This window comes from Lysinibacillus phoenicis (assembly GCF_047238325.1).
GTDB lineage: Bacteria > Bacillota > Bacilli > Bacillales_A > Planococcaceae > Lysinibacillus > Lysinibacillus irui.
Window position 1 is genome coordinate 1,316,087 of record NZ_JBDFMP010000002.1, and the last position, 19,890, is coordinate 1,335,976.

General features: G+C 39.5%; 21 protein-coding genes and 1 pseudogene. All 22 read right to left on the bottom strand.

The annotated features are described in order from the left end of the window. Positions 1-41: 41 nt before the first annotated feature. On the bottom strand, positions 42-815 hold the full coding sequence (locus ABC382_RS08095; RefSeq protein ID WP_016992617.1) for a menaquinol-cytochrome c reductase cytochrome b/c subunit: 774 nt from the start codon (positions 813-815) through the stop codon (positions 42-44). Positions 816-856: 41 nt separating this feature from the next. Beyond that, entirely contained in the window at positions 857-1,531 is a 675-nt protein-coding gene (qcrB, locus tag ABC382_RS08100; protein WP_008181573.1) for a menaquinol-cytochrome c reductase cytochrome b subunit, read from the bottom strand. Between the two features lie 17 nt (positions 1,532-1,548). Continuing rightward, positions 1,549-2,055 carry a QcrA and Rieske domain-containing protein gene (locus tag ABC382_RS08105; protein ID WP_312505623.1) on the bottom strand — a complete coding sequence of 169 codons (507 nt, stop codon included), beginning with the start codon at positions 2,053-2,055 and terminating at the stop codon, positions 1,549-1,551. Positions 2,056-2,209: 154 nt separating this feature from the next. Continuing rightward, positions 2,210-2,659 (bottom strand): DUF2487 family protein, encoded by a 450-nt coding sequence (locus tag ABC382_RS08110; RefSeq protein WP_274796371.1) that lies wholly within the window; start codon positions 2,657-2,659, stop codon positions 2,210-2,212. A gap of 140 nt (positions 2,660-2,799) precedes the next feature. Further along, a complete protein-coding gene (locus ABC382_RS08115) occupies positions 2,800-3,357 on the bottom strand; it encodes a ReoY family proteolytic degradation factor (protein WP_036123193.1) in 558 nt (185 codons plus the stop codon). Between the two features lie 14 nt (positions 3,358-3,371). Then, positions 3,372-4,640 carry a tetratricopeptide repeat protein gene (locus tag ABC382_RS08120; RefSeq protein ID WP_312505625.1) on the bottom strand — a complete coding sequence of 423 codons (1,269 nt, stop codon included), beginning with the start codon at positions 4,638-4,640 and terminating at the stop codon, positions 3,372-3,374. An 89-nt stretch (positions 4,641-4,729) separates the two neighbouring features. Then, entirely contained in the window at positions 4,730-6,022 is a 1,293-nt protein-coding gene (gene aroA / locus ABC382_RS08125) for a 3-phosphoshikimate 1-carboxyvinyltransferase (RefSeq protein WP_274796369.1), read from the bottom strand. Between the two features lie 59 nt (positions 6,023-6,081). Continuing rightward, positions 6,082-7,179 (bottom strand): prephenate dehydrogenase, encoded by a 1,098-nt coding sequence (locus ABC382_RS08130; RefSeq protein WP_274796367.1) that lies wholly within the window; start codon positions 7,177-7,179, stop codon positions 6,082-6,084. Continuing rightward, positions 7,176-8,276 (bottom strand): histidinol-phosphate transaminase, encoded by a 1,101-nt coding sequence (hisC, locus tag ABC382_RS08135; protein WP_312505630.1) that lies wholly within the window; start codon positions 8,274-8,276, stop codon positions 7,176-7,178. The genes ABC382_RS08130 and hisC overlap by 4 nt, the downstream gene beginning before the upstream one ends. Before the next feature lie 22 nt (positions 8,277-8,298). Next, entirely contained in the window at positions 8,299-8,664 is a 366-nt protein-coding gene (gene aroH, locus ABC382_RS08140; RefSeq protein ID WP_274796364.1) for a chorismate mutase, read from the bottom strand. Then, entirely contained in the window at positions 8,661-9,752 is a 1,092-nt protein-coding gene (gene aroB / locus ABC382_RS08145; RefSeq protein ID WP_274796363.1) for a 3-dehydroquinate synthase, read from the bottom strand. The genes aroH and aroB overlap by 4 nt, the downstream gene beginning before the upstream one ends. Positions 9,753-9,755: 3 nt before the next feature. Then, positions 9,756-10,937: a chorismate synthase gene (gene aroC / locus ABC382_RS08150; protein ID WP_322605330.1), complete on the bottom strand. Its 1,182-nt coding sequence runs from the start codon at positions 10,935-10,937 to the stop codon at positions 9,756-9,758. Between the two features lie 302 nt (positions 10,938-11,239). Then, positions 11,240-12,013: a CheR family methyltransferase gene (locus ABC382_RS08155; protein ID WP_274796361.1), complete on the bottom strand. Its 774-nt coding sequence runs from the start codon at positions 12,011-12,013 to the stop codon at positions 11,240-11,242. Positions 12,014-12,094: 81 nt separating this feature from the next. After that, positions 12,095-12,325 (bottom strand): hypothetical protein, encoded by a 231-nt coding sequence (locus tag ABC382_RS08160; RefSeq protein ID WP_274796360.1) that lies wholly within the window; start codon positions 12,323-12,325, stop codon positions 12,095-12,097. A gap of 125 nt (positions 12,326-12,450) precedes the next feature. Beyond that, positions 12,451-14,063: pseudogene (locus ABC382_RS08165) on the bottom strand (long-chain fatty acid--CoA ligase). A gap of 82 nt (positions 14,064-14,145) precedes the next feature. Beyond that, on the bottom strand, positions 14,146-14,913 hold the full coding sequence (locus ABC382_RS08170; protein ID WP_322610421.1) for a 3-hydroxyacyl-CoA dehydrogenase: 768 nt from the start codon (positions 14,911-14,913) through the stop codon (positions 14,146-14,148). Between the two features lie 16 nt (positions 14,914-14,929). Then, positions 14,930-16,078, bottom strand: coding sequence for a thiolase family protein (locus ABC382_RS08175; RefSeq protein ID WP_274796357.1), 1,149 nt, complete (start codon positions 16,076-16,078; stop codon positions 14,930-14,932). A 252-nt stretch (positions 16,079-16,330) separates the two neighbouring features. Then, positions 16,331-16,747: a nucleoside-diphosphate kinase gene (gene ndk / locus ABC382_RS08180; RefSeq protein ID WP_016994415.1), complete on the bottom strand. Its 417-nt coding sequence runs from the start codon at positions 16,745-16,747 to the stop codon at positions 16,331-16,333. 86 nt (positions 16,748-16,833) lie between these two features. Beyond that, positions 16,834-17,808 carry a heptaprenyl diphosphate synthase component II gene (gene hepT / locus ABC382_RS08185; RefSeq protein WP_274796347.1) on the bottom strand — a complete coding sequence of 325 codons (975 nt, stop codon included), beginning with the start codon at positions 17,806-17,808 and terminating at the stop codon, positions 16,834-16,836. Between the two features lie 19 nt (positions 17,809-17,827). After that, positions 17,828-18,532: a demethylmenaquinone methyltransferase gene (locus ABC382_RS08190; protein WP_274796346.1), complete on the bottom strand. Its 705-nt coding sequence runs from the start codon at positions 18,530-18,532 to the stop codon at positions 17,828-17,830. A 15-nt stretch (positions 18,533-18,547) separates the two neighbouring features. Continuing rightward, positions 18,548-19,318 carry a heptaprenyl diphosphate synthase component 1 gene (locus tag ABC382_RS08195; RefSeq protein ID WP_274796345.1) on the bottom strand — a complete coding sequence of 257 codons (771 nt, stop codon included), beginning with the start codon at positions 19,316-19,318 and terminating at the stop codon, positions 18,548-18,550. Positions 19,319-19,631: 313 nt separating this feature from the next. Next, positions 19,632-19,850, bottom strand: a complete 219-nt coding sequence (gene mtrB, locus ABC382_RS08200) for a trp RNA-binding attenuation protein MtrB (RefSeq protein ID WP_008180408.1) — start codon at positions 19,848-19,850, stop codon at positions 19,632-19,634. Positions 19,851-19,890: the final 40 nt, after the last annotated feature.

Genomic DNA, 19,890 nt, shown 5'->3' on the forward strand with positions numbered 1-19,890 from the left:
CAAGGTAGAAAAAAAGAGCCAGTTTCCTGACTCTTTTACTATTACTCTGCTTTTAAGCTTTCGATGAATTCAGCAAGTTTTTGAAGATCTTCATCTGAACCTGTCCATAATCCTGGTGGCATTTTACCACTCTCAGAACCATTATGAGCAATGTCCTTAATTTGATCAGCTGTTAAACCAGTGTTCATTAGAGATGGCGCACCAGCTCCACCTTCTAAGCCTTCACCGTGACATGTAATACATGCAGAACCAGCGTAGATTTTATAACCTTCTGATTCTTTATCGAACTCTACTGTTTCTACGATTGCTCCCATAGCTTTTTGAGCTTCCCAGTCGTGGTTAACAACTGACTCCCAAGTTAGGTAGAACATAGCAGCTAAAGTTAATAACATAAACGCTGTTGGTAATGGACGTTTAGATGGACGACGTTCTGGACCCTTGTCTAAAAATGGCATTAATAATAGCGCTCCAAATGCAAGACCTGGAATAACAATTGCTCCGATTACATTGTATGGACCAGAAGCAAATGAGTATTTTAAAAGTTGATACATAAATAAGAAGTACCAGTCCGGTAGCGGTGTATATGCTCTAGTTGGATCTGCCGGCCCTTCAAGTGGTGACGGGTGAGCGACAGTTAATAATAAGTATCCAATTAAAAATACAGCACCTACCATCCATTCCTTCAGTAAGAAGTTCGGCCAGAAAGCTTCCGTCTTACCTGGATATTCGGAATAATCCTTTGGAACGTTCGGCATTCTGTGATTCGCTTTAATACGAGAATCGCCGACGAATTTCATTCCTTTTCCGCGATGCATAGTGTCCCCTCCTTTTAAAGATCATCGAACCGTCAAGACAATTACAACGGTCCTGAAATTCCTTGGCGACGAATCATGATAAAGTGCGCTGCAAGTAACCCAAACAATACTGCAGGTAAGAAGAATACATGAATCGCAAAGAATCGTGTTAACGTTTGAGCACCTAGAATCGTTGTGTCACCCGCTAATAATACTTTAATCATTGAACCGATAAACGGTACAGATGCAGCAATCTCGATACCTACTTTAGTAGCGAATAATGCTTTCATATCCCATGGTAATAAGTATCCTGTAAAGCCAAGACCCATCATTACACCAAAAATACCTACACCAACCATCCAGTTTAACTCACGAGGTTTCTTATAAGAACCTGTGAAGAATACACGAAGCGTATGTAAGAACATCATTACGATAACTAATGAAGCTCCCCAGTGGTGCATACCGCGGACGATTTCACCAAATGCTACTTCGTTTTGTAAATAATAAACTGATTTCCAGGCATTCACAACGTCTGGTACATAGTACATTGTTAGGAACATACCAGATAGAATTTGAATTACTGTGATGAAGAATGTTAATCCACCAAAGCAGTAAACGAATGCTGAAAAATGATGTGCAGGGTTAACGTGCTCTGGCACTTCGTGGTCGGCAATATCACGCCAAATAGGTGTAATATCTAGGCGTTCATCGACCCAATCGTAAATTTTATTTAGCACTTGTCGTACCCCCTTACTTATTTAACTAGAGTATTTGCTTTTGCTGGACCAATCATTAAATAGCCATCTTGTTCTTTTACTTCAAATTCATCCAACGGACCTAGAGGTGGTGTACCTGCAATGTTTTTCCCGTTTTTCTCATAACGACCTGCGTGACATGGGCAGAAGAATTGTTCTGGGTGTGCAGAATCTCCATTCCAGTCAACCATACATCCTAAATGTTTACATACTGGTGATAGGGCAATGATTTGATCGCCATTTTTGTATACCCACGCTACGTTTGTAACATCCGATTTGTACCATGCATCAACTTGTTCGAATGAAAAGTCAACTTTTACAGGTTCTTCAGTGAGGTCAGCGATTTTATGCTCTGTTTTAACAAAATCTCCACCATCATGCTTTTGTAACACTGGATCAATTGCGAATCGAAGCATTGGCATTAGCATACCTGCCGCCATAAATCCACCTACACCAGTTAGTGTATAGCTAAGAAATTGACGACGTGAAACTCGATTATTACTCATTATTTTCCCCCCTCTAACTTAAAGGTCAGTCCAACGGACATACTTTTACAAATAGTAATACTAGGACATATATATGATATATCAAGTCCATAGCTTGGTCAATATAGCATTCTGTGGAAAGCTGGAGAATGTGAACATTTATTGAAACTAATTGTTAAATCTGTGCCCATTTGGTCGAAAGCATCGGAATCACTTGTCGTAGTTGATCTTCCAGAATGGATTTTTTCACACTGGCATCCATACTTTCTAATGGAATAGCTGGTAACCAAATAATATTTACTATATCCCCACTATTTGTCCAAAAATGGTCACAAGTAATGAAGAACACATGCTTAAATCCAGCATTATGTAATTGTGCTTCTAATTGCTGTGGTAAATCTTCGTTTTTTAAAGTTGTCATATAAGAAAATGGTGGCATGACTAGTAAACGGCCTTTGAACTGTTGCTCTATAAATGAAGTTAAAGACATAACAAAATCTACTTCCGCACCACTCTGTTTCATTTTTTCAGAAGATAGATCAATGGATACGAGTGGAACAATTGCAGTATCAATGAAATCCTTCTGTGCCATAAACGATGTCACATCGTTTGCATTAAAATACATCCAACAAACCTCCTTTTATTGCAAAATAAAAATCCCTTATCCACTCTTCAATAGGATACCCAATTAAAAGTGAAAACAATCATTCACTAGTAATGTTACCATATTGAAGTGGATAAAGGACATTCAAATTTTACCTATGATTAACGTAAATTGGCCGTTTCCTTTAGTGCTTGTAACAAATTAGACAATTCATAAAAACGCTCTTCATCTCCCTGGTCGAGGGCTTCATCAATTTGTGCGAGTAATTTTTCTTCCTGGAATACGAGTAAGCTATTGGAAAGCAGCTCTTCTGCCAGTAAACGATCTTTTTCACTGACTAACAGTGTTTCTGGCATATAAGGGTTTTCTTCGAGAACTGCTAAGTATTGTGCACTTGGTGGTATATTTGGAAAATTCAATTGTATATACATATCTTCTTGTTCATGTAGTCGTAAATCATGGAAAGACTTCTCAGCATCTGCCGTCATTACATTGCCTTTATAGAAACGAAAAGGCACACCTGTTGAGTCTACTGTCGACATCACCATTGCCCTAGGACAATAATGAGCTTCTTCCACAAATCGGATTCTTTTTAATAGGTCATCATTACTTAATAAGTAATTTAAAATCCATACACACTCACGACGTTTCAATTGATAATTTTTTAAAAACCATCGAACAAATGCTTTTTTATCAACAACTGATACAGAAGCAGTCATACCCACTCCCTCCTTTACTCAAATTCTAAGGTTTCTAACTTCTCTTGCCACTCTGGTTCACCCGGTTGAATGTTGATTAATTGTCCAAGAACCTCTTTTGCCTCTGAACGTTTTCCTTCCTCTAATAAGAAGTAAACATATTTCTCTAAAAATGTTGCGTCTTCCTTAAAATCATTATATGCCAAACGGTAAAATTCGTATGCACGGTCGTACAATTCTAAATTTTCATATGCTTCTGCCGCAAAAGGATATAATGCGCTCCATTCAAAATCATTTTGCTGTATAGATTCAAATAATTCAATAACATCCTCATGGCGCTCTTGTTGGCCTAACACAGAAATAAGTGCCAGTACCGCTTCCATATATTCAGGATCAAGCGCTATGGCTTCTCTTAGGTGTTGTTCTGCTTCTTCTGGTAAACCATTTTTCAATGCCATTTTACCAGCAAATAAATAAAGTGATTTATCATACTCATCGCGTTTTAATCCCTCTTGAATGGCAGCATAGGCCTTTGAATTATCCTCTGTCATAGCGTAGCTTTCAGCAAGCAATAAATAGGCTGAAAAATAATCAGGATCTAATTCCTTTAATTCCTCTAATTGTTTAATAGCCATCTCGTATTTTTGTGATTGAAAGGCAGAATAAGCGGCTCCAAATAAAATATCTGGCTTTACCTCATCCTCAAGAGCCTTTACATAATAATCGAAAGCTGTTTCATAGGCTGCCCCTGCTCGGTACACCTCGGCCAATCGTTCAACCAGTTGTATCCCAGCGAATTCCTCTTGCTGTTCATATAATTCCTCATATAATCTTGCTGCCTCTAAAAAACGTCCTGTTTCAAATAACAGCTCTGCTTTTGCAAAATGTAATAATGGCTCGTCTGGTAAAATCACTAATGCTTCATTTATACGTTTTTCTGCCACCTCAAATAACCCTTGCATTTGATAATAATCAGCTAAAACTAATAAAGCTTGAGGATATTCTGGTGATGTTTCTTCGATTTCTAATAATAATTCTAATGCTTCATCTTCATCACCAAGCTCCATTAATACATTTGCACGATCTATTTTTAACTGTGCCTCTTCTGGGAATAAAAATTGTAAATGCTCCAGCACACGGTCAGCTTCTTTCATATACCCATATTGCATAAAAATCTCAGCAAGTGCATAAATCTCTTCGGGTAGCTCCTTCATTAAAAATGATTCTAGTAGCTGATCTATTAATGCTAAGTCTCCTTGTTCAAGTGCTTGCATCATTTCAGTCATCGCATTGTTCACAGTCATTCACCTATTCTTTCATTGATACCTTTATGCTACAAAACATTTACCTTTGAAACAAGAAAAAACTCCCCAAAAGCTTGGAGAGTCTATCTTTAATTGTTCCTCACTGCCTCAACATGCTCAAAGAAAGATGGATAGGATACAGCAATACATTGTGCATCATCTAACGTAACGACTCCATCCGTTACTAAAGCCGCGACCGCTCCCATCATGCCAATACGATGATCACCATATGTTTGAAGATTTGCTCCTTTTAAAGGTGTTGGTCCATTGATAATCATACCGTCTTCTGTAGCTTCAATCTGCGCACCAAGCTTTTTCAATTCCGTTACAACAGCCGTAATACGGTCCGTTTCTTTCACTTTTAGCTCCTCTGCATCCTTAATAATAGTTTGACCGTGTGCTTGTGTAGCTAGTAATGCTAGAATCGGAATCTCATCAATTAAGCGTGGAATAATATCTCCCTCAATCGTTGTAGCTTTTAACGTAGATGTTGCTATTTGAATCGTTGCTGTAGGTTCAGCTTGATTATCATCATTTGGCGTTATGGTCATCGTTGCTCCCATTTTTTGCAGAACCTCGATAATGCCATCACGTGTTGGGTTGATCCCAACATTATGAAGGGTTATTTGACTATTTTCGCAAATAGCTCCTGCCACTAAGAAAAAGGCTGCTGAAGAAATATCTCCTGGAACAGAAACATGTGTCCCCTTTAGAGCTTGTCCTCCTTCAATTGAAACAACCCCATTATCTACTGCAACATGCGCCCCAAATTGACGTAGCATTCGCTCTGTATGATCTCGAGATACTTCCATTTCTCGAACTATCGTTGTTCCATTTGCACGCAAGCCCGCTAGTAAAATAGCAGACTTCACCTGTGCACTTGCTACAGGCATATTATAATCAATGGCTTGTAGTGTCGTACCCTGAATGGCAAGTGGTGTATATTGCCCGTCTGCACGCCCTGTAATATGTGCTCCCATTTGACGCAGTGGATCTATGACACGTCGCATTGGACGTTTTCCAATAGATGCATCACCTGTCATCACAGTGTGGACAGAAGATCCGGCTAAAATGCCTAGCATTAGACGTGTTGTAGTACCAGAGTTTCCTGTATATAACACTTCTGATGGCTCCTGCCAACTATCCATACCTGGACTATGGATGGTTACATTTGTTCCTTCCACCTCAATATCAACACCTAGCTTTCGGAAACAATCGATGGTACTTAAACAATCTTCTCCTAATAAAAAGCCCTCTACTGTTGTAGTCCCACTTGCAATGGCACCAAACATCACAGAGCGGTGAGATACAGATTTATCGCCTGGGACAGTTAAAGCTCCCTGTAAAGATGGCTTATTGTATTGCAAAACTTTTTCACTCATGAACTTTCTTCCCTCCAATATGAAGATAGAAAGCGCCGCAATACCGACGCTTTCTTGAACTATGAAATATACGTTTCGAAATTTGCTCGTTTTTGAATACATGCAGCAGCACGTTCACGATCGTTTTCACTTTGAAAGCTAATGACTAAAATACCGAAAACATCTTCGCGTGATTCGACGATTCGTAAATTCGTAATACTAATTGCTTCATCCGCAAGAAAGCCCGTCACTTCCGAAATTACACCAGGATAGTCAGGAACATCCACATATAAGTCAAACGGTGTGTACATTGCCCCTGCACTAATCGGTAATTCATCTCTCAGTTCTTTAGCAACAGAAAAATAGTTTTCAATGTCCTGCGAAGAACCATTCGTCAGCAGCTCCTTAATACGAGTCATTTCTTTTTCCCAGCCCTCTAATTGCGTGAGTAGCTCCTCACGATTTTGTAGCGTAATATCTCGCCACAAAATCGGATTGGAAGAGGCGATTCGTGTAACATCACGAAAACCTCCAGCTGCCAAAGAACGTGTCATTGGATATTCCCCATTTTCCCCACCTAATTGATGTACAAGTGAGGCTGCGATGACATGTGGGAAATGACTTACTACAGCTGTCATATGATCATGTTCACTGGCCGAAACGCTAACGACTTTTGCGTGCGTAAACTTTAGTAAACTTTCAAGCTGCGCCATATGAATAATTTCTTCTCCAGCGAGCGGTGTAAGCATATAGTATGCATTTTCAAATAAATGCGCCTTCGCTGCCAACACACCACTTTTATGTGAACCTGCCATTGGATGTCCTCCAATAAACGTTATGCCGAGTTCACGTAATTCGCTGGCTTTTTGCATAATTAATTTTTTTGTACTCCCTGTATCTGTTACGATGACTTTATTTTTTAACGGCCATGATTTTAATTGCTCCATCCAATCAAGCGTTGCATTAACAGGCGTACCAAAAATAATAATATCAACTTCAGCAGCAACAGCTTGCGGATCTGTCACAATTTCATGCACAATATTCAATGTTTTCGCTTGTTCACGTGTTTGAGCATCCATATCATAGCCAATGATTTTTGTTTCAGGTGCTTTTTGTAAAGCAAGGGCTATGGAACCGCCAATTAATCCTAGCCCAATAACGAGTACTTTGCGTGTCATGCAAATACTCCTTGTTCCTTTAACACTTCGTCAAGTTGATTCAATAAGGCTGCATTTTGCGCCTCTGTACCAATTGTGACACGGATGAACCCTGGTAATCCTAGAGCATTGCCACTACGGACAATAAATCCTCTTTTCATAAGCTCCTGGAAGACAACATCACTATCAGCATGTGTATCAAAGAAAATAAAGTTCGTATCAGATGGGTAGTATGTTAAGTTATGCTTTTCACAGAATTCTACATATTGCTTTTTACCGATTTCATTCGCTTTGCGACATGCTTCAATGTAATCTTGATCACTAAGAGCAATGGCCGCAACAGCTTGACTTAAAATCGTATTATTAAACGGTGAGCGGACAGGATCGAGCTTAGCAATAATGTCCGGTTGCCCTATTGCATAACCAACTCGGAATGATGCTAGTCCGTACGCTTTAGAGAAAGTACGTAATAAAAGAACATTTGGATATTCATCAATAATAGGTAGCGTATCTTTATGATCAGGATGTGTAACATATTCAATGTACGCTTCATCCAATACGACAAGTACATCACTCGGAACTTTGGCGAGAAAGGCACGTAATTGAGCATCTGGAATGACAACCCCTGTAGGATTATTCGGACTACATACCCACAAAATAGATGTTTTGTCATCGATTGCAGCTGCCATAGCATCTAAATCATGAGCGCCTTCAATACAAGGAACTTTACGTACTTCAGCCCCTTCAATTTCCGCATTATGCCAGTATTGAGAGAAGGAAGGGTCAGCCATTATCGTATTTACCCCTGGATACAACAGTGCACGAGTAATAATAGCAATGATATCATCAGATCCGTTACCAAAAAGAAGTTGTGTTTCTTGAACATCAAGATGATTCGCAACAGCCGTACGTAAATTTTGTGCGTAGCCATCAGGATATAGTGCATGATTCACTGTATTATTTTGTAAATAAGCGGTTACCTTAGGTGAGCATCCGAATGGATTTTCATTAGATGCCAATTTAATGACTTCCTTTAAGCCGTATTCACGCTGAACTTCTTCAATTGGTTTGCCTGGCTTATATGCTTGCATACCGTCCAATTGTTGTTTCCACTTCATTTAAAACATCTCCTCTACTTATTCAGCCTTTAGCCAAATCTGGTCTTAATTTCACTGCATCATTGAGATACAAGTGCTTGACATCTTTTTGCGCTACCTCAACATTTGCATGGATTAAAATACGAATACACAATGGTAACGCATTGGGCACATCCATTTCATGTGTACACATTACAGGCACATATTGCCACCCATCCATCATGCGTACCGCACGAGCAGGAAATGCTGAGGTAATATCTGGCGTAGTGGAAATAAGAATGGATGCAATATCATCTACTTCCACGTTATTTGCTGCCACAACCTCACGTACTAATCTTGCTGTCTCATCCCATACAAGCTCTGGCTTGTCAGATTCAATTGTTATTGCCCCTCTTAGTCCACGAATCATACAAGCACCTCCGCTAATAACTGTCTATATTCTGCATCTACTTCTTTGCATTCTTCTAACTCAATGGCCCTCACAAACGGTTTACCTATATTTTCCAGTAAAACAAATTGCAAAATGCCATATTCCGTTTTTTTATCTTTCATTAAATAACCTGTTAACTGGTCGAATGAATAATCATTTACAGCCTCAAAAGGATAACCATTTTTCAACGCAAATTGTAAAAACGCTTTGGTAAACGCACGATCTAATTCTCCATAGCGTTCACTTAGCAATAAACAATAAACAAGACCTATCATTACCGCTTCACCATGCGCTACTTTGCCATAGCCCGCAGCCGCTTCAATGGCGTGTCCATATGTATGGCCTAGGTTTAAAAATTTCCGAACAGATTGCTCTGTTTCATCCTCTGCCACAATTTGTGCTTTCACTTCAATTCCTTTTTTCAGCTGTTTTGCTAGTTCATGTTGATTAAAATGAATGATTGAATCTGCTGCCATTAATTCCTCAAGCCATGCTGGATCAGAAATCATCGCATGCTTAATTAACTCTGCTGTTCCTGAACGTACTTCGCGCTCAGATAAGCTTTCCGTGAAAGCTGTATCATAAATAACACCTTCTGGCTGATAAAATGCACCTATCATGTTTTTTCCTAACGGATGATTGATAGCTGTTTTACCCCCAACCGCAGAATCATGAGCTAAAATGGTCGTTGGAATTTGAATAAACGGAATCCCTCGCATATAGGTTGCTGCAACAAAGCCAGTTAAATCTCCAACAGCTCCTCCACCAAAGGCAAAAATAAATGATTTTCGTGAGCATTTTTGTTCCAATAAAAATGTTTGAGCAGCATTGTACTGTTCAAAGGTTTTGCATGCTTCGCCACCAGGCAAAATAAACACGTTAAATTCATATGGGAAATGAGCCTTGAAATAGTCTCCCTGTGCAGCCCATACATTGGCATCTGTAAATACAATCAGCTTATCTGCTTTTTGAAGCTTATCAGCAAATGCTTGAAGAGCTTCCGTTAGAAATTGATGACCAAGAACAACCTCATAATGATGGGATTTTGTTGCTACTGGTACTCGCATATATTAGAACCCCTTTGTATATTGTCGATGCTCATCAATTTGAGCTTTTAATTGTGGAAGTTGATCACTATGGAATTGCTCCAAAATAGCATTAGCTATTTCCCAGGCAATAACGTGTTCTGCCACTACTGATGCTGCTGGTACTGCACAGCTATCAGAGCGCTCTACACTTGCTTTAAACGGCTCTTTTGTTTCGATATCCACACTTTGTAATGGTTTATATAATGTAGGAATTGGCTTCATGACACCTCGAACAACAATTGGCATTCCAGTAGACATGCCACCTTCTAAGCCACCTAATCGATTTGTTGCACGTGTATAGCCGTCTTCGTCAGACCAAATAATTTCATCATGCACTTCAGAGCCTTTTCGGCGTGCCATTTCAAAGCCAAGCCCAAATTCAACACCTTTGAATGCATTAATAGATAGCATCGCTGCTGCTAGTTTTGCATCGAGCTTACGATCATAATGAACATATGAACCAACTCCTGCTGGCATACCTTCAACGATGACTTCTACGACACCACCGATGGAATCACCTGCTTTTTTCGCCTCATCAATTGCCTCAACCATTTTGGCAGAAGCCTCTGGATCTACACAGTAACATGGATCTGCTTCGACTATGGCACGGATTTCATCAGCTGTTTTTCCTTCTATTAAAGAGGTATCAGCTTTAATCCCCACAATTTCAGTGACATGAGCAACAATAGAAATACCCAATTCATTCAGTAAAGCTTTTGCCACTGACCCGACTGCAACACGAACAGTAGTTTCGCGTGCAGAGGATCGCTCTAATACATTACGTAAATCACGATGTCCATATTTCATGCCCCCAACTAAATCGGCATGACCTGGTCGAGGTCGAGAAATTTGACGTTTGATATCCTCTGGATTAATATCATCGGCTAAAGGCTCAGCCCCCATAATTTTAGTCCAGTGCTTCCAGTCATCGTTTGTTACGACAAGTGCGACTGGAGATCCAAGTGTTTGTCCATGACGTACACCTGCAACGATCTCTACTGTATCCGTTTCGATTTGCATGCGGCGCCCACGTCCATGACCTCCCTGACGTCGTTTTAAATCGTGATTAATTTTTTCTGCTGTAATAGATAAGAGTGACGGTAAACCTTCAATAATTGTTGTTAATTGAGGTCCGTGTGACTCACCTGCTGTTAAGTAACGCATAAACACTTTCTCCCTTCAACTCGCTAAAGTATGTATTTTTCACTATAACATATATTCTTTAAAAAAACAGTCCTTTTACAAATGTCTTTTAAATGCTTACCATTTTCATAGTCAAATGCGAATATTCTGAATGACTTCTCTAAAAACTTACTTCACTACTGAAGTGAAGTGCTCAATTTTATAAAAAATACGCCTTTGCTTATGATAAGCGAAAAGCGTACGAAATATCTATGTTTAATGCCGGCTTACTTATATGTACATGACTGTTCTGGTCATTTGTACAAAGCTTTTCATCCATATTATTAATTATTTTTCCGATAGAAGAATGTATCCTCTACATCAAATTCATAACGTGCTGGATTAAAAATTTGCTCTGTCGATCCAACAAATAAAACGCCATCCTTGCGCAGTGCTTTACTAAAATCATTATAAATTTGGTCTTTCGCTTCTTCAGTGAAATAAATCATAACATTGCGACAAACGATTAAGTCATAATTGCTGTCATAGGAATCGTTCAGTAAATTATGTTTCTTAAAGGTAACACAACGCTTAATCTCATCCTTCACACGATAAAAGGATCCTTCTTGTTCAAAATATTTCGCTTTAATATCATTGGGAACCTCTGCTAAAGATCGTTCAGGGTATACACCTAGCTTCGCTTTTTGGATTACATTTTCATCCAAATCAGTAGCAATAATTTGAATTTGAGATAAAGGCAACAATTGAGATAATACCATCACTAAAGAATAAGGTTCCTCTCCTGTTGAACAAGCAGCACTCCAAATTTTTAAACGCTTATTTGTTTGTAACAGCTTCGGAAATATTTTCTTTTGTAACACTTCCCAACGCTTCCCATTGCGATAAAATTCAGAAACATTAATCGTCATACGATCTAAAAATTCATTCATTAAATCACGATCTTGTTCAAGTGCCTTTAGAAAGTCTACAAAATTACGATAGCCCTTTTTCTCATAAAGAGAGGTTAATCGTCTTTTCATTTGCGCCTCTTTATATAACGCTAAATCTATTCCTGTTTTGCGCTTTATACCTTCTATAAACTGTTCATAATCAGACATATGGTCATCTTCCCCTCTAGCGTCGTATTTCCATTATAGCGGAAAAGTCCCAATCCTGAAATAGTCTTTCTAACTGCCTATCTACTTGCTTGCGTTTTGCTTTTCCTCTAATAATAGCATTTTAGACTGTTCTAATTCCAGACGCATTTTTTCTGTTTCTATTGTATAGTTTTCCAGCCTAAGCTTTTCTAACTCCACCTCTTTTTCGATAGCCTTTAATTTAATTTTTTGCTGTCTTGTACGAGCATCTGTAAAAATCCCTGCTAATGAGATGATGACGCCTCCAATAATCGCTACAATCGCAATTGACACTCCGTCCACTTCCTTTCATTACTAAGATTATACGGCAAAATGGAAAAAATAGTTTCATTTTTTAGGATATATTTCAATTAAAAAAAGAAGGTAGCTTTTCACCACCTTCATTCTATCCATTTTCGTTAAACTTCAATGCGATACTCTTTTAAATCTTCTCGTAATTTAGCTTTCAGAAATTTCCCAACAGACGTTTTCGGTACCTCTTCAATGAAGACAATATCATCAGGGATCCACGTTTTATGGAATTGTGCCTGTAAACTCTCTAATAGCTCCTCTTTGGTAATAGAATTTTTAAATTCTGGCTTTGCTACGACACAGGCTAATGGTCGCTCCAGCCATTTTTCATGCGGAATGGCAATGACAGCCGCCTCAAATACTTTTGGATGGGACATTAATGCATTTTCAAGTTCAACAGAGGAGATCCATTCCCCTCCACTCTTAATTAAATCCTTCGTACGGTCTGTGATTTTTATATAGCCATCTACTGTCATCACGGCAATATCACCTGTGTATAGCCAACCGTCTTTAAACGCTTCTTCCGTTCGTTCATCTTGATAGTACTCATGGGCAATCCACGGTCCTCTAATCGTTAATTCTCCCATTGTTTTACCATCCCATGGCACTTCACCATTTTCATTAACAATTCGAGTTTCAATGAGAGGCATCGTCATACCTTGCGTAATACGAACATTCATCTTTTCATCAGCTGTGTAGTCCTGCATATGTGTTAAATACGTGGATAGGCTAACGAGCGGTGATGTCTCTGTCATACCGTAGCCTGTCATATATGGGATATTGAGTTCTTGTTCAAAGCCACGGACAAGACCAATTGGCGACGCAGATCCTCCACAAACAATTAATCGCATAGACGATAAGTCACGTGGATGTTGGCGTTGCTCTTGTAGAACACCGAGCCAAATTGTAGGTACTCCTGCAGTTAACGTGACTTTATACACTTCAAATAACTCAAGCAAAAGCTGTGGGGTAAACATCGGGCCTGGTAACACCTGTGTAGAACCAAATGCAACACTAGCAAAGGGTAGGCCCCATGCATTAGCGTGAAACATCGGTACAACAGGTAACACCACATCGGATTCACAAATAGCAATACTATCAGCAAGACCAGCCGTTAAACTGTGCAGGACAATGCTACGGTGAGTATAAACAACCCCTTTTGGCATACCTGTCGTTGCGCTTGTATAGCACATGCCTGCAGGCGTATTCTCATCTAAGTCATCTGGAAATGTAAAATGTTCATCGGCCTCAGCGAGTAATGCCTCATAAGAAAGAGCATTTGCAATGGGCACAGATTCTACCTCGACAGCATCCCCCATAATGATAAAGTAAGCTGTGACACAATTGGTGCAATTAAAGGCACTAGGTTGTCATCGATTAATAATATTTCGTCTTCCGCATGATTGATGACATAGGCAATATGCTCTGGTGCTAATCGAATATTAATCATATGCAGTACTGCCCCTGCACACGGTACAGCAAAATAGGCTTCCAAATGGCGATGATGATTCCAAGCAAATGTGCCCACTTTCATGCCTCGCTCCATTCCAAGCTTCGTCAGAGCATCAGCTAAACGGCGGGTACGTTTAACATATTCTTTGTACGTGAACTCGTGAATGGTTGTAGCATTTGTTCGTGAATAAATCTTCTTTGAGTGAAAAAATCGTTCTGCGCGATTCAAAAAACTTGTTAATAATAAAGGTGTATCCATCATATGCATTCTACCGCTTCCCTTCATAAACGAATTTTTGAAACGATCAACTCTACAGCTGCTACAAACCAATTAAAAATAGACTTTATAGTTACCTTGGCTGCATGCGGATGGCCCCATCTAGACGAATGACCTCCCCATTTAACAAACCATTGTGGATAATACTATCAACTAACAAGGCATATTCTGAAGGTTTACCAAGTCGCTTAGGGAATGGTGTCATTTGGGCAAGAGCCGTTCTTGCTGGCTCAGGTAACGATGCAAACATTGGCGTTTCAACTATCCCAGGCGCAATGGTCATTACACGGACACCGATTTCTGCAAGCTCTCGTGCAATTGGCAAGGTCATCGCTGCGAGACCGCCCTTTGATGCACTATAAGCCGCTTGTCCAATCTGCCCATCAAATGCTGCTACCGATGCAGTATTAATAATGACGCCACGTTGTCCATCCTCATTTGGTTCGTTATGCTGCATTTTCTCAGCAACTAGACGGATAACATTGAACGTACCAATTAAATTAACAGAGATTATTTTTTCAAATAAAGCAAGAGCATGAACCCCTCGCTTCGAGATGACTTTACTCGCATCTGCAATGCCTGCACAATTTACCGCCACATTCACCTTACCAAATGCTGCAATGGCCTGCTCAAGACCTGTTGCCACATCTTCTTCTTTTGTGACATCCACTCGCACATAATGTACGCTTTGCCCTAATTCCTGTACTAGAGCTTGTCCACGCTCATCATTCACATCAAAAATAATTGCTTTGCCACCTTGTTCAACCAGCTTACGGACAGTTGCCTCACCTAAACCTGAGGCACCGCCCGTTACTACTGCAATCACTTCATGATTTTTCATCCAACTCTATCCCCTTTTACATTTTTTCAATGATCGTGGCATTAGCCATTCCCATCCCTTCACAAATAGCAAGTAAACCGTAACGATAATTCTCTCGCTCCATACGATGTAGCATGGTCGTTAACAATTTAGTGCCTGTAGCCCCTAACGGATGCCCCAGTGCTATAGCACCGCCATCTGGGTTAAGCTTATTCGGGTCTCCACCAATTTCTTGTAGCCATACAAGTGGCACTGGTGCAAAGGCTTCATTAACTTCATAAGTGTCGATATCTTCAATGTTGAGGCCTGCTCGTTCTAACGCCTTTCTAGTTGCTTCGATTGGCCCTGTTAACATCAATGTTGGATCAGAGCCAACGACCACTCTTGTCACAATTTTGGCAAGTGGTTGAATGCCAAGCTCCTGCGCCTTGTCCAAAGCCATCACCACAACTGCTGATGCCCCATCACTCATCTGACTTGCATTGCCTGCAGTTATGACGCCATCCTCTTGAAAAACAGTCTTTAAGCCATTTAAAATTTCGATAGTTGTTTCTGCACGTGGTCCCTCGTCAACAGCAAACGTTGTCATTGATCCATCCTCTTGTGGCACTTGAATAGGTAGTATTTCATGTTTGAAATGACCCGCTTCAATAGCAGAAATTGCCCGTTGATGGCTTTGGTAAGCATAGTTATTTAGCTGTTCTTTCGATAAAGACCATTTTGCTGCTATTTTCTCCGCAGATAACCCTTGATGGATAATGTCATAATTCTCCTGTAAGCGTTTACTACTATGCGCATGTTGCATGTTTGACCCCATCGGTACTCTCGACATACTTTCCACGCCACCAGCAATGACAATATCCATATCTCCCGCTAAAATTGCCTGAGCAGCGAAATGAACGGCTTGCTGACTAGAGCCACATTGACGATCAATGGTTACCCCTGGCACACTATCCGGGAAGCCAGCCATTAATAAGGATGTCCGCGCAATATTGGCACCTTGTTCTGCTGTTTGCGTTACACAGCCCAAAATAACGTCATCCACTTGTTCCTTGTCAATCCCTGCACGCCTTACAACCTCTTCTAGCACATCTGCTGCTAAATCATCTGCTCGAACTTGGCTTAATGCCCCTTTACTTCGGCCAACAGCAGTTCGAACTGCTGCGACAATTACCACTTCTCTCATTATCTATAACCCCTTTTCCTCGTCATCCTTCACAGTTTATTGACAGGTCTACAATTCTATTCCTAACTTAATTGTCTGAATATTATATTTTTTATTGTACATGAGTAAGAAGTTTTTAACAATTCTATATGTATCTAGAAGAAGTTTATTTATATGTTGCAATAGAACATTACCTTTTGTAATTCTTCCGTTTCTCAAGGTAATAAAAAAAGCAATCCCAAATGAATTGGAATTGCCTAATCTATTCATGAATTAAACTAAATCTTCACCGAAGAATAAGCCGATTTCGCGCTCTGCAGAAGCAAGAGAGTCAGAACCGTGGATGATGTTGTGAGAAACAGTTGTTGCATAGTCTCCACGGATTGTACCTGGGTTTGATTCTTCAGGTTTAGTTGCACCCATCATTGTACGAGCAAGCTTGATTACGTTCTCGCCTTCCCATACCATAGCGAATACAGGACCAGAAGTGATGAAATCAACTAATTCACCAAAGAATGGACGCTCAGCATGCTCAGCATAGTGCTTTTCTGCTAATTCTTTAGGAATTACCATTAATTTAGCACCTTTCATTACAAAACCGCGACGTTCGAAACGATCAACGATGTCTCCAACTACTTGACGTTCAACGCCGTCAGGCTTAACCATTAAAAAAGTTTGTTCAATTGCCATGTTTAAAACACTCCTTAAATTCGTCTAACAGGTTTTACACCTACCGATAAATATTAACAAAAAACGAGCCTTTATACAACAAAAAGCTAGAATTTGCGCTTACCCATAAACAATGCAACATCTCGCAGCTTTTTCTTAACTGGATGTTTTGGTAAAGCATCTATTTCTTGTAAGGCTTTTTTCAAATATTTATCACTCATACGATTAGCTTGTTCAATTGCATGAGATTTACGCACATATTGCAACATATTTTGACGTTCCGCTTCTGTTAGTGTACCTGCAAATACTTTAACTAAATAAGGTTGCATCTCTGGATCATCTTTCAGTAATAAGATCGGTAAGGTAATATTGCCCTGCAACAAATCACTACCCGCGGGTTTTCCTAATTCTTTATCTGTTGCCATAATATCTAAAACATCATCGATAATTTGGAAGCTCATGCCCACAAAGTAGCCGAAGCGCTTTAAATGTCTCACTGTTTTTGCATCAACGCCTGCAGCGACCGCCCCCAGCTCACAGCTAGAGGAAATAAGTAATGCCGTTTTACGTTTAATTCTTCTAAAATAATCTTTTAAGCCCTGATCTAATCTAAATTTATCTTCAATTTGAATGACTTCACCGTTAACAATCTCTACCATGGTACGTGCTAAAATTTGATGAACAAGTGGGTCTTCAAGCTTTGTAATATATTCTAGCGCACGTGCAAAAATAAAATCGCCCGTGTACATTGCTACCCTATTATTCCATTGTGATTTGACAGTCGGGCGTCCTCTTCGCATATCGGAATCATCAATAACATCATCATGCACAAGTGATGCCATATGAATGAGCTCTAAAGGCACCGCTACATCCTTCATCTTCTCAATATCATAATCGCCAAATTTTGCACCTAATAACACAAAAATTGGTCGTATCCGTTTGCCACCAGCTTGTAATAAATGGAGAGAAGCATCGTTGATCAAATATGAAGATGAGTCCACTGCTTTTTCTAACTCTCGTTCAATGATATCAATATCTGATTTCAAATCGGAATAGAGTAGTTTTAACTTCATCTTTTCCACGTGTGAAAACCTTCCCCCATTAACGTACCTTTTTAAAGCCCATATGCATTGCCGCAGCCCCGCCACTGTATGCTTTGTACGTTACTTTTTCTAATCCTGCCTGCTCAAACAATGCCGCTAACTTCTTCATACCTGGGAAATCATTCGCAGATTCCTGAAGCCAAGAATATTCCTTATAGCTTTTCGCAAATATTTTACCAAATATCGGCATTATATATTTAAAATAAAAACGGAACAGTTGACGGTAACCAGGAATTTCTGATTGAGATGTTTCTAAACACACAACCATACCACCCGGTTTTACAACACGATGCATTTCCTTTAAGACTTGTAAATAATCAGGTACATTGCGAAGACCAAAGCCAATCGTCACATAATCAAATGAATTATCTGGAAAAGGTAATTCCATTGCATTTCCATGAATTAGTTCAATTTGTGGGTACGGCTTTACTTTTTGTTCGCCAACTTTCAGCATGTTTTGACTAAAGTCGAGTCCTTTTACTTCTCCACTTTCACCAACTGCCTCTGCCAATGCGATCGTCCAATCTGCTGTGCCACAGCATACATCGAGTGCTTTTGTTCCAGGTTTAACAGCCATGTGCTTCATCGTATCGTTACGCCAGCCAACATGCATCTGGAAACTAATCACACCATTCATTTTGTCGTAGTTTTCCGAAATACTCTCAAATACTTCGTGAACGTGTTCTTCTTTCGTTTTAGCCATTTTGAAAAACCTCTCTTATCCGTTAGTAGAAGCAATAGATGCCTCTACATGTGCATGTAAAGCTTGTTTGATATCACTTTGTAAAAAACTTGCCTGTTCGATCAACTGTAAAAGCTCTGTTTTTAAATGCACAATTTTTTCCTGGATGACGCTATTAAAGGTTGCGTCATTTCGTCTGACACTTTCTTCTAGTGCCTTACCCATTAAAGACATTTGTTGCCCACGTTGATAAGCCGTCCATTCTCTTTCTAAACGCAAGATTAATAAACTTTTTTCTATAAGTGGTATATATTCACTGAAAGAATAAAGAGCGAAAAATTGAGCAATTAACCCCGATTCAATCGTACTCATCGACGCGTACCATTGCTCCTTTGTTCGTTGTTCCGCTTCATATACTTTAATCTGATGTTCACAGCGTGCCACAATGCCTTGTGACAAACTACGAATCAAAGCAACATTCCCTGACATCGCTAATAGTTCATAATAACGACCACTATAAAAATCTCCAGCTAAAACGGTAAGCTGCTGTTCTTTTGATGTTGCATCTAATTCTTTTATATGATCGTGAGCCGCTAATGCCGCGTATACAATGCCAACAGTAATTGCAGCCTCTTGTTGTTCTTGTTGCCACTCCTCACCATTCAAAAACGGGATTAACAAATAAAACAATTGATTTTCATCTATCACAGGTACCCCTGTGTATTTTTGCAAAGTTCTATGACGAACATCCATGAAAATCTCTGTTTTTAACTGTGCAATTGAATTTTGAATGTATGTTGCATTCATAGACCTTACTCCATTTCACTTTCAGATACGCTAGTCCTATCTAAGGCATAACGCTTACTTACTGAATCATTATAGCATACGCAACGATGCGGAATAAAAAATTTTTGCTTCTTTCAAACGACAGGCAGTAAAGCTTTCCCACAAATGGCTGAAGGAATGCTAACTGCCCTTAAGATCTATACTCAGTTTTTCACATCTAGTGCTTTTATATGTGCTTATTGTACAAATCAGTTACCAAGGTGTCACTGTAATCGGAATTTTTCAGACTTACTCAAAAAATTCTTTATAATAACAATGTTAGTAACTATTTTTATTATTTTTTCGCTTCACTATGGATCACACCATGTGCTGTATGAATTTGTGCTTTACCACGAATTTTCATGGCAGACGTGTGTTCTGTGAATTGAGCTATCATTACTTCGCCGGCATCTAATTTTTCTGAATGATGGAATTTTGTATCTGTTCCACGTGTTAATCCAATGACATGTACACCATCTTCTTCTGCTTGAATTACAATATAATCTTGTGACATCTTTGTACACTCCTTAAATCCGACAAATTCTTAGTACATC

What these genes read in the sequence shown, in the direction of transcription:
- ABC382_RS08110 (WP_274796371.1), bottom strand. Translation starts at nt 2,659, where the DNA reads ATGTATTTTAATGCAAACGATGTGACATCGTTTATGGCACAGAAGGAT.
- ABC382_RS08170 (WP_322610421.1), bottom strand. Translation starts at nt 14,913, where the DNA reads ATGAAAAATCATGAAGTGATTGCAGTAGTAACGGGCGGTGCCTCAGGT.
- ABC382_RS08095 (WP_016992617.1), bottom strand. Translation starts at nt 815, where the DNA reads ATGCATCGCGGAAAAGGAATGAAATTCGTCGGCGATTCTCGTATTAAA.
- ABC382_RS08195 (WP_274796345.1), bottom strand. Translation starts at nt 19,318, where the DNA reads ATGAATGCAACATACATTCAAAATTCAATTGCACAGTTAAAAACAGAG.
- aroH (WP_274796364.1), bottom strand. Translation starts at nt 8,664, where the DNA reads ATGATTCGTGGACTAAGAGGGGCAATAACAATTGAATCTGACAAGCCA.
- aroC (WP_322605330.1), bottom strand. Translation starts at nt 10,937, where the DNA reads ATGCGTTACTTAACAGCAGGTGAGTCACACGGACCTCAATTAACAACA.
- ABC382_RS08130 (WP_274796367.1), bottom strand. Translation starts at nt 7,179, where the DNA reads ATGACACGCAAAGTACTCGTTATTGGGCTAGGATTAATTGGCGGTTCC.
- ABC382_RS08115 (WP_036123193.1), bottom strand. Translation starts at nt 3,357, where the DNA reads ATGACTGCTTCTGTATCAGTTGTTGATAAAAAAGCATTTGTTCGATGG.
- ABC382_RS08190 (WP_274796346.1), bottom strand. Translation starts at nt 18,532, where the DNA reads ATGGCTAAAACGAAAGAAGAACACGTTCACGAAGTATTTGAGAGTATT.
- aroB (WP_274796363.1), bottom strand. Translation starts at nt 9,752, where the DNA reads ATGCGAGTACCAGTAGCAACAAAATCCCATCATTATGAGGTTGTTCTT.
- hisC (WP_312505630.1), bottom strand. Translation starts at nt 8,276, where the DNA reads ATGAAGTGGAAACAACAATTGGACGGTATGCAAGCATATAAGCCAGGC.
- ABC382_RS08105 (WP_312505623.1), bottom strand. Translation starts at nt 2,055, where the DNA reads ATGAGTAATAATCGAGTTTCACGTCGTCAATTTCTTAGCTATACACTA.
- ABC382_RS08175 (WP_274796357.1), bottom strand. Translation starts at nt 16,078, where the DNA reads ATGAGAGAAGTGGTAATTGTCGCAGCAGTTCGAACTGCTGTTGGCCGA.
- ABC382_RS08155 (WP_274796361.1), bottom strand. Translation starts at nt 12,013, where the DNA reads ATGTCTGATTATGAACAGTTTATAGAAGGTATAAAGCGCAAAACAGGA.
- ndk (WP_016994415.1), bottom strand. Translation starts at nt 16,747, where the DNA reads ATGGCAATTGAACAAACTTTTTTAATGGTTAAGCCTGACGGCGTTGAA.
- mtrB (WP_008180408.1), bottom strand. Translation starts at nt 19,850, where the DNA reads ATGTCACAAGATTATATTGTAATTCAAGCAGAAGAAGATGGTGTACAT.
- ABC382_RS08120 (WP_312505625.1), bottom strand. Translation starts at nt 4,640, where the DNA reads ATGACTGTGAACAATGCGATGACTGAAATGATGCAAGCACTTGAACAA.
- aroA (WP_274796369.1), bottom strand. Translation starts at nt 6,022, where the DNA reads ATGAGTGAAAAAGTTTTGCAATACAATAAGCCATCTTTACAGGGAGCT.